Raw genomic sequence first — 9,094 nt, forward strand, 5'->3', positions numbered from 1 at the left:
CCGGTTAAGGCAGATCCTAAGAGCTGACGCTTTCAACTCCCTTTCAGGGCAGAACAAACCCGCCGCTGGCTTTGTGCAGGTCGCGCAGGTGCTGGCCGATCTGCTTGAGGTTGGCTTCACTGGCTGCAATGTCGGCGGCACGCTCGGGCGTAAGCAGCGCGCGTACTTCTTTGTCCAGGTCCAGGCTCAGCTTCTGCAACTGCTGTTGGCGTTCGCCAGACACCTGTTCAAGGCGCTGTACCTCGTTTGCCTGTGGCAAACCATACCCGTCACTGCCCAACAGCTCGGCCGGGCGGCTTAGGAACCCGCTGTTAGCCAGAATCGCCTGAAGCGTTTCATTGGCATTGCCGACGCTGTTGTCATTAACCTCGCGGCCACTGAGGTAGCGCTGCTTTACTTCTTCCTGGGCCAGCAGCAGCTGCCGTCGGTAACCCGCTTGTTCGAGTAGCAACAGGGCTGCGCTGGTACGTAGATCGGCCTTTGCAAACCACATACGCCGTTCAGTGGCCGGCTGTTCCAGCCAAGCCTCAACGGTGGCTTGAGGAATGGGCAGCTGCTGCTTGAGCACTGTGAACATGGCCTGATAGCGGTCCCGGAAGGAGTCGAACAGGTAACCACGCCGCAGTGCCTGGCGTTTGTCGTTCAGCACGCTGCCGTCGGCCAGCCCCCGAGATTCCAGTACGCTCAACAGGCCATTCGGCACAATGCTGTCCATGTTCTGCAAGCGCGGATCTCGGGTGCCTGCGCGTAGCAGTTTGAGCGTTTCCACCGCGCAATTGTTGGACAGGAAGTAGTAATTGCCGTCGTAGCTCCAGTGCATTTCTGCTGCATGCCGAACCAGCGAGTTGATTTCGTCCCGCTCCAGCTTCAAGGGGACGGAGGCCAGGCTGCGCAGTTCGGTTTTGGTGTATTCGTCGATCACCTGGGACAGGGGGAGCACGAATAGCCGCGAGGGGTATGCGCCGTTCAACCCACCCCATGTGGAGAGTTGAACGTCGTTGACGAAAGCACGGAACGACAGCACCAAACTGTATTCCAGGTCTAGACGGCAGTCCGGCCCACGCGGGCGGCCCGGGGCACAAATCACTAGCCGCAGCATGCTGTGGCCCCAGCGGCTTACCCAGTTCTGGTTGGCTTCTGCCAGCAGGTAATCCACTTCATATACCCGCTCCGGATCGATCATGCCCAGCGGCTGGCGGCCAAAGTCACTTCCTGCATTGAGAAAGGGCAATACGGTTGGGCACGCGGCGCGATTAGGGGGTGCCCAGCCAAAGTGATTGCGTAGGTAGCCGTACAGTTCGGGGCGGCGGCAGGCATACGTAGGGTCTAACAGGAAGTATTCCATGTTGACCGCGATGAATTCCTTGGGATTGCTGGTTTCGTACAGGTCTGGGCTGCGAGCGACCTGGCGATTGTCTTGTTCGCGCTCACCTCGGCGCCCCACGGCCTGGGGCCAGCCAGCCAGGTCGAGCAACTGGGGGTCGTCGCTTAATGTAAACCGGCGTTCAGCTTGCCCCTGGCAGGCCTGTGCCAGCCCGACCTTGCCCAGTGTGGCTTGTTGCTGGCGGCAACGGTTCAGTAAGGTGCGTTCAGGCGCAGGCCATAGACGTGCCCGGTCATAGAGGTGAGTCAGTTCGTGAAGCACCGTTGCCAGTAACTCCTCGCGTACGGTGCCGTGAGGTCGCCCTGTTTTCGCTGTGGCTGCGCTGCCATCGACCAGGCCAGGTAGCAAACGCTGGTTAAGCTCAAGGGTGGAGACCAGAGACGCTTGGCCGTAGGCGGCCTCTGGCATGCGAGTGGTCCAGCTGACACGAACCTCTCGATCAAGCGCGGCGATAAATACGGGAGGCAGCGCAGCCATGGCCTCGTTGAGCAGCGTTTGGGTAGCACTTCGCTCGGCAGGGGGCAGGCCTGGCTGGTCAATGACCAGCCGGAGCCCAGCATCAGCGGTCACGCTGGACAGGAACAGGCCGCTGGCCAGCAGCCAGGCGGCAAGGGTTTTCACAGGGCCAGAATAGCTTCAGCCAGGGCCTGGTCGCTGGCGCCTTTGGCTTGTGGCAGGTGAGCACGCAATGTAGCGAAGGCTGATTCGAGCTGGGCGCCGCGAATATCGCCTTTGCTGGCAACATAGCTGGCGGCATCTTCCTTGGCCTGCAGGACTACTTTGGCATCACGCACAGAGGTGGTGGTGTCGGACGTGAAGTCGATCGAACGGCCAAAGGCGCGGACAATGATATTACTGGTTTGAACCAGGGTTTGAGCTTGCGCTACATCTGCCAAGGCAAGAAAGCCCAAGGTAGCGGCGATCAACAGGTTACGCATGGATGTCTCCGGTAATGCAGGATCGAAAAGTGACTATTGGACGAGGATCGACTGTGCCAGTTCAAGGTCACTGGCCGCCAAGTGTGGGATGTGCTGCCGCAGGGCAGCGAGCGCAGCTTCAAGCCTTACACCTCGCTTACGGCCTTCACTGGCCACGAACATCGCCGCATCATCGCGAGCATGAATAAGCAGCTTGCGATCAAAAGGCGCGGTAGTGACTTTGCTGGTGACGTAGCCACTGACGACCAAGCCCTGTGTGGTGGCGTCGAACGCGTGAGCACCGGTGGCACAGAGCAGGCAGGGGGCAAGTAGCAACAAATGGCGCATGTGTAGGGAATAGCCTCGGGCAATGCCGCTAGGCTAGCGTATGTACGCATTCGAGGCCAGCGCGGCCCCTTTGTACCCTAGCCTGCGCCCACCCTCTGTTAGCCTGCCAGAATGGCCTGGGCCAACTGTGCATCGGTGGCCTGTGAATGGGGAAGTTGCACGCGCAGCCAAGCCAGTGCGCTTTCGAGGCGTGCGCCACGAATTTCGCCATTGCTGGCAATGAAACTTGCGGCATCGTCTTGGGCCTGGCGCACGATCTTGTTGTCTCGCAGTGAGGAGGACACGTCTGACGTTGCATTAGTACTGGCATCCACTGCACGTACTACAGCATCAGTGGTGACCACAAAGCTGGAAGCCTGCACGCTGCTGGCCAGCGCAAGCGCCATTGCCCCAACGATGCTTAGACACTGTTTACCTGTACGCATGCTCTTCTCCTGTTCCGGCCGGCAAAGCGCCAGCCCGCAAGCCGTTTATTAGAGCTTGGCGGAGGAAAAGGTTCCAGTGCAATGAAGTGCTGGTAAGTACAGTTATCAAAAACCTTATTTCAATGAAAACTGTATTTGCCAAATGCCAGCTATGAAAAAGCCCGCTGCGGCTGACCGGAGCGGGCTTTTTTGTAGCCTTGGGTTGGCACTTAGCGCCAGAAAGGCTTGCTCAGCTCTTCATAACGCTGAGATTCGCTGATACCAGCGTCGGCCAGCAAACGGCTGTCCAGGCGAGCCAGCTGGTGACGGCTGGCAAGGCGGCGCTGCCACAAGCTCAGGTTGGCCAGGATGCGCAGTGGCAAGGAAGCTTGGGTGCGGCTAGCGGTGTTATCGAAATGCAGGTCGGAACTGAGGGTACGTTCCATGATGTTGTCCTTCCGCTTGTGGCGGGCTAGAGAGTGATTTGAATATGGGCAAATGATGCGCCTTAGCGCCCCCTATTCATACGTACAGTTCTCTTTTAAGAGAGGCATTCAGTTATCTGTTTAGCGGCACTGTGCTGCTCTTCATGGTGCAGACTGTACCGGTCCGCACCTTAATGATGCATTTCTGTGGGTTTGACTAGCTGGGCGTCAGTATTTTGGGCGGTTGGGACAGGTACAGCAGAACAGTTTTATAAAAACTACTGGTACGTACCCAAAGCGTTTCAAACTGCACAGGTATACAACCGCTCTGTCAGCGAGCCAGCATGTGCCCGGTTTCTTCAGCGTTGATATGCCAAGCTAATGCATCCCGCAGAATATGAGGGGTGTGGCCACCTTTGGCGCAAGCTGCATCGAAATACGCCTGCAGCGCAGGCCGATAGTCAGGGTGAACGCAGTTATCGATAACAACCTGCGCGCGCTCTCTTGGAGCGAGGCCTCGAAGGTCTGCCAGGCCCTGCTCGGTAACCAGCACGTCCACATCGTGCTCGGTGTGGTCCACATGGCTGACCATGGGCACTACGCTGGAAATGGCACCGCCTTTTGCAACGGATTTGGTCACGAAGATGGCCAAGTGAGCATTGCGGGCAAAATCGCCAGAGCCGCCAATGCCGTTCATCATCCGTGTGCCTGCGACATGGGTAGAGTTGACGTTGCCATACAGGTCGAACTCCAGCGCTGTGTTGATCCCTATTATGCCAAGGCGACGGATGACCTCCGGGTGATTGGAGATCTCCTGAGGCCGTAGTACCAGCCGGGATTTGTACCGGTCCAGGTCTCCAAAGACTTGTGCATGCCTACGGGCTGACAACGTGATCGAGCTGCCAGAGGCAAAGCTCAGCTTCCCAGCGTCGAACAAGTCGAACGTGGAGTCCTGAAGCACTTCGGAATACATGGTGAGGTCGTGGAAAGGCGAATCGATCAGGCCATGCATCACCGCGTTGGCAATGGTGCCGATTCCCGCCTGAAGCGGCATCAGCTTAGGGGTAAGGCGCCCCAAGGCTACTTCCTGATTGAAAAAAGCAACCAGGTGGTCAGCAATGGCCTTTGTGTCGGCGTCAGGTGGCAACACCGTTGAATTGGAGTCAGGCTGATTGCTGATCACGATGCCTACGATTTTTGCCGGGTCAATGGGTATGGCTGTTTGGCCAATACGGCTGTCGCAGGCGACGACAGGAATAGGTGTGCGTGTGGGGCGGTAGGTAGGAATGTAGATATCGTGCAGCCCCTCCAGCGACATGGGCTGTGCCAGGTTGATTTCAACTATCACCTTGCTGGCCAAGATGGCAAAGCTGGCGGAGTTGCCAACAGAGGTGGTGGGCACGATATGGCCTTGCTCGGTGATAGCCACGGCTTCGATCACAGCAATGTCTACCGGTTTGATCTGGAGATTGCGCAGTTGCTCTACGGTCTCAGACAAGTGCTGATCGGTGAACATGACGCGGCCCTCATTGATGGCCTTGCGCAGCGTACTGTCCACCTGAAACGGCATGCGTCGCGCTAGAACGCCGGCTTCGGTCAACTGTTTGTCCAGGTCGTTACCCAGGCTGGCGCCTGTCATCAGTGTTATCTGCAACGGCTGTTCCCGTGCGCGATCGGCAAGGGCCTGCGGTACCGCCTTGGCCTCACCCGCGCGCGTAAAGCCGCTCATACCCACCGTCATGCCGTTTTCGATTAACGCAGCGGCTTGCGAGGCAGGCATGACCTTGTTGTGGAGGTCAGTGAGGCGGATGCGGTCGGAATACATGCTAAGGTCTCGCAGGAAATAATCAGGCGAGAAGTCTATTCAACCTATCCCTGTTCCTGCCTACGACAATGGTCTTAAAAGCGGCCTAAGAGCGCTCATCTGGCTGTAAAACACTATTGCGCCATACGTAACGAATTTAGGGTTGAGCCAGGTTTTCAGTAGCACACGTGGCGTAGTTTCTTGCAGTTTGCCATAGCCAATCCCTGAACGCTTTCAGTGAGGCCGATTCCACTTTCCGTTCAGGGATCATCAGGTGGTAAGCGCGGTTGTCGGAAAAGGCTTGAGGCACTGCAATGACCAGTTCGCCTCGGCCTAACTCCTGCTCGATAAGAAACGGGGGGATCAGCGCCACCCCCATTTGATGAATTGCAGCCTGGGCAAGCATTGAGAACAGCTCGTAGCGGGGGCCAGTAAGGTCTCGGGCGACCTGCAGGCCAGCAGCATTGAACCAGTGGCGCCAGGCATAAGGGCGCGTGGTTTGCTGTAACAGAGGAAGCGTGGCCAGGCAGGTAGCGTCCACGGGCGCATTGCCCGGCAGCAAGGCAGGGCTGCATACGGGCACAACCTGCTCACTCATCAACCGGTAGGCATGGGCGCCTGGCCATTCTCCATCGCCACAATAAATAGCCGCATCGAAAGGCGTGTCGGCGAACAGAAATGGCCGAGTGCGGTTGGTAAGGTTCACCGTAATTTGAGGGTGCAAATGCTGAAACGCCTTGAGCCGTGGCAGCAGCCAGCGAGTCCCGAAGGTGGGTACCACCGCCAGTTCAAGCGCCACTGCGCCTTGCTGGCCCATCACGGATAGCGTGTCGCGTTCCACAGCATCCAGCTGAATAGCCACTTGGCGGGCATAGGACAAACCCGCCTCAGTAAGCTTTACCCCTCGGCGCGAGCGCCTGAACAATTCCACATTAAGAAAAGCTTCAAGGGCAGCGATCTGCCGACACACAGCACCTTGGGTCAGCGACAATTCTGCCGCTGCCTTGGTAAAGCTTTCATGCCTGGCGGCAGCCTCAAAGCTGATCAGGGCGGCGGTACTGGGGATCTTTCTGCGCATGGCTCATAACCTTGGCTTGCATACCGGCCTTTGTGCAACGTTCGGAGTGAGAAATCAACACAACCCCTTGTTTAAAGCTCGTTTGAGGTGCGCCTATAGAACTTCTAGGCTTAGGGCATGTGACTATCTGAAGGAGCAAAAGCCATGGCGACCCGTGCAAGCTTTAACTGGATCGACCCGTTGCTGCTGGACCAGCAACTGACAGAAGAAGAGCGCATGGTGCGCGACAGCGCAGCTCAGTTCGCCAATGCCAGCCTGGCGCCGAGGGTGCTTGAAGCCTTTCGCCATGAGCGCACAGACCCGCTGATTTTTCGCGAGATGGGGGACATGGGGCTGCTGGGTGCCACTATCCCGGAGCAGTACGGCGGCAGTGGGCTTAATTACGTGTGCTATGGCTTGATCGCGCGTGAAGTGGAGCGCATCGACTCCGGCTACCGCTCCATGATGAGTGTGCAGTCCTCACTGGTGATGGTGCCTATCAATGAGTTCGGCACTCAAGCGCAGAAAGAAAAGTACCTGCCTAAGTTGGCTAGCGGCCAATGGATTGGCTGTTTCGGCCTCACCGAGCCCAACCACGGGTCAGATCCAGGGGCCATGCTTGCTCGCGCCAGGAAAGCCGAAGGCGGCTATCGCCTGAGCGGCAATAAGATGTGGATTACCAATAGCCCTATCGCTGATGTCTTCGTGGTATGGGCCAAGGATGACGCTGGCGACATTCGTGGCTTCATATTAGAGAAGGGCTGGGAAGGGCTTAGCGCGCCAGAGATTCATGGCAAGGTAGGGCTGCGCGCTTCCATCACTGGCGAGATTGTAATGGACAACGTGTTTGTTCCTGAGGAAAACGCGTTTCCCGATGTAAGAGGGCTGAAAGGGCCTTTTACTTGCCTTAACTCTGCGCGTTACGGCATTGCCTGGGGTGCCTTAGGTGCCGCCGAGTACTGCTGGCACACCGCTCGGCAATACACGCTCGACCGTCAACAGTTTGGTCGGCCCTTGGCCGCGACCCAGCTTGTACAGAAGAAGCTCGCGGACATGCAGACCGAGATCACCCTGGCGCTGCAGGGCTGCCTGCGACTGGGGCGCATGAAGGACGACGGTACAGCTGCGGTGGAAATCACTTCCATCATGAAGCGCAACTCCTGTGGCAAGGCACTGGACATTGCTCGCCTGGCTCGGGACATGCTGGGGGGCAACGGCATCTCCGACGAATTTGGGGTGGCCCGCCACCTGGTAAACCTGGAAGTGGTGAATACCTACGAAGGCACGCACGACGTTCACGCGCTTATTCTCGGGCGCGCACAAACGGGTATTCAGGCCTTCTATTAAGGAGCGGCTCAGATGGGGGCGTTATCGTCTGTAAAGGTACTCGACCTCTCTCGCGTACTGGCCGGCCCCTGGGCTGGACAGATACTAGGTGACCTAGGCGCAGAGGTGACGAAAGTAGAGCGCCCTGGGTGTGGCGATGACACCCGTGCATGGGGGCCGCCTTACCTAAAGGATGGCAATGGCGAAAGCACGGGCGAGGCGGCGTATTACTTGTCGGCCAACCGCAACAAGGCTTCGGTAACCATCGATTTCACTCGCCCGCAAGGCCAGCAGCTGATACGGGCCTTGGCCGCCAAGGCCGACGTGGTGATAGAGAATTTCAAAGTAGGTGGCCTGGCTGCCTATGGGTTGGACTATGCCTCGCTAAGCGCTATCAACTCGAGGCTGATCTATTGCTCCATCACAGGCTTTGGGCAAACAGGCCCCTATGCCAAACGAGCAGGCTACGACTTCATGGTGCAGGGGTTGGGTGGCTTGATGAGCCTGACGGGGCGCCCGCAGGGCGAAGAAGGCGAGGGGCCGGTAAAAGTTGGCGTAGCGTTGACCGATATTCTGACTGGTCTGTATTCGACTGTAGCGATACTGGCGGCGCTGGCTGAGCGCGAGTCGAGCGGCCAGGGGCAACATATTGATATGGCCTTGCTCGATGTGCAGGTGGCGTGCCTGGCCAACCAGGCCATGAATTACCTCACTACCGGAGTAGCGCCAAAGCGGCTTGGCAACGCGCACCCTAATATAGTGCCTTACCAGGACTTCCCCACTGCCGATGGCGATTTCATCCTGACCGTAGGGAATGATCAGCAATTTCGCAAATTTTCCAAGGTGGCGGGTTTTGAACATTGGGCAGATGACCCCCGCTTCGCTACCAATGCAGCGCGTGTGGCCAACCGGATGACGTTAGTGCCCTTGATTCGCCAGGCAACCGTGTTCAAGACGACTGCACAATGGGTTGCGCTCTTGGAGGCAGCCGGCGTGCCTTGTGGCCCTATCAATAACCTGGAGGACGTGTTTGCAGACCCTCAAGTAAAAGCCCGTGAGCTTGAGGTGGTACTCAATCACCCCTTGGCAGGTGTATTGAAGCAGGTAGCGAGCCCATTAAGGTTGTCGCGTACACCTGTGGAGTACCGTTCAGCCCCGCCTTTGCTCGGTGAACACACTGATGCCGTACTTAGAGAGCAGCTAGGGCTTGAGCCTGAGGCCATTGGAATATTGAGGCGCGAAGGGATAATTTGAACTAATTTGGAAATACCTGTTGACGCCCTTTCAAATCCCCTTATAATGCGCCCCACTTCCAGCGACAACGGAACAGCAAACTTCTTGAGAATCAAGGGTTTACAGTTTCAAAGGTGCTGGAAGTGCTTCGGTCTCCGGATCGGATGCGGTGAAAAAGGGAGTTGACAGCAGGTTG

9 protein-coding genes are annotated in these 9,094 nt (G+C 57.5%); 2 read left to right on the plus strand and 7 right to left on the minus strand.

The annotated features are described in order from the left end of the window. Nucleotides 1–43: 43 nt before the first annotated feature. From HBH25_RS19375 to HBH25_RS19405, 7 genes are all read right to left on the minus strand, one after another. On the minus strand, nucleotides 44–2,005 hold the full coding sequence (locus tag HBH25_RS19375) for a DUF7844 domain-containing protein (protein WP_168085575.1): 1,962 nt from the start codon (nucleotides 2,003–2,005) through the stop codon (nucleotides 44–46). Then, complete coding sequence (locus HBH25_RS19380; RefSeq protein ID WP_168085576.1) at nucleotides 2,002–2,322, minus strand: DUF2388 domain-containing protein; 321 nt, start codon at nucleotides 2,320–2,322, stop codon at nucleotides 2,002–2,004. The genes HBH25_RS19375 and HBH25_RS19380 overlap by 4 nt, the downstream gene beginning before the upstream one ends. Before the next feature lie 33 nt (nucleotides 2,323–2,355). Beyond that, nucleotides 2,356–2,649 carry a DUF2388 domain-containing protein gene (locus HBH25_RS19385; RefSeq protein WP_168085577.1) on the minus strand — a complete coding sequence of 98 codons (294 nt, stop codon included), beginning with the start codon at nucleotides 2,647–2,649 and terminating at the stop codon, nucleotides 2,356–2,358. 98 nt (nucleotides 2,650–2,747) lie between these two features. After that, the gene (locus HBH25_RS19390; RefSeq protein ID WP_168085578.1) at nucleotides 2,748–3,074 is read right to left on the minus strand and encodes a DUF2388 domain-containing protein; all 327 of its coding nucleotides are present in this window, start codon (nucleotides 3,072–3,074) and stop codon (nucleotides 2,748–2,750) included. A 209-nt stretch (nucleotides 3,075–3,283) separates the two neighbouring features. After that, complete coding sequence (locus HBH25_RS19395; RefSeq protein WP_168085579.1) at nucleotides 3,284–3,499, minus strand: DUF1127 domain-containing protein; 216 nt, start codon at nucleotides 3,497–3,499, stop codon at nucleotides 3,284–3,286. Between the two features lie 310 nt (nucleotides 3,500–3,809). Further along, nucleotides 3,810–5,303: a succinyl-CoA:acetate CoA-transferase ScpC gene (scpC, locus tag HBH25_RS19400; RefSeq protein WP_168085580.1), complete on the minus strand. Its 1,494-nt coding sequence runs from the start codon at nucleotides 5,301–5,303 to the stop codon at nucleotides 3,810–3,812. Between the two features lie 136 nt (nucleotides 5,304–5,439). After that, entirely contained in the window at nucleotides 5,440–6,360 is a 921-nt protein-coding gene (locus tag HBH25_RS19405) for a LysR family transcriptional regulator (RefSeq protein WP_168085581.1), read from the minus strand. A gap of 144 nt (nucleotides 6,361–6,504) precedes the next feature. On the opposite strand from HBH25_RS19405, the gene HBH25_RS19410 reads away from it, so the two are divergent. Continuing rightward, nucleotides 6,505–7,686, plus strand: a complete 1,182-nt coding sequence (locus HBH25_RS19410) for an acyl-CoA dehydrogenase (protein ID WP_168085582.1) — start codon at nucleotides 6,505–6,507, stop codon at nucleotides 7,684–7,686. A gap of 12 nt (nucleotides 7,687–7,698) precedes the next feature. After that, nucleotides 7,699–8,919: a CaiB/BaiF CoA transferase family protein gene (locus HBH25_RS19415; protein WP_168085583.1), complete on the plus strand. Its 1,221-nt coding sequence runs from the start codon at nucleotides 7,699–7,701 to the stop codon at nucleotides 8,917–8,919. The last annotated feature ends 175 nt before the right edge of the window (nucleotides 8,920–9,094 follow it).

The sequence above is a fragment of the Pseudomonas quercus genome (assembly GCF_012033695.1).
GTDB classification, from domain to species: Bacteria; Pseudomonadota; Gammaproteobacteria; order Pseudomonadales; family Pseudomonadaceae; genus Aquipseudomonas; species Aquipseudomonas quercus.

Coding starts and splice junctions, on each gene's coding strand:
- HBH25_RS19415 (WP_168085583.1), top strand. CDS start 7,699: ATGGGGGCGTTATCGTCTGTAAAGGTACTCGACCTCTCTCGCGTACTG.
- HBH25_RS19380 (WP_168085576.1), bottom strand. CDS start 2,322: ATGCGTAACCTGTTGATCGCCGCTACCTTGGGCTTTCTTGCCTTGGCA.
- HBH25_RS19410 (WP_168085582.1), top strand. CDS start 6,505: ATGGCGACCCGTGCAAGCTTTAACTGGATCGACCCGTTGCTGCTGGAC.
- HBH25_RS19405 (WP_168085581.1), bottom strand. CDS start 6,360: ATGCGCAGAAAGATCCCCAGTACCGCCGCCCTGATCAGCTTTGAGGCT.
- scpC (WP_168085580.1), bottom strand. CDS start 5,303: ATGTATTCCGACCGCATCCGCCTCACTGACCTCCACAACAAGGTCATG.
- HBH25_RS19390 (WP_168085578.1), bottom strand. CDS start 3,074: ATGCGTACAGGTAAACAGTGTCTAAGCATCGTTGGGGCAATGGCGCTT.
- HBH25_RS19395 (WP_168085579.1), bottom strand. CDS start 3,499: ATGGAACGTACCCTCAGTTCCGACCTGCATTTCGATAACACCGCTAGC.
- HBH25_RS19385 (WP_168085577.1), bottom strand. CDS start 2,649: ATGCGCCATTTGTTGCTACTTGCCCCCTGCCTGCTCTGTGCCACCGGT.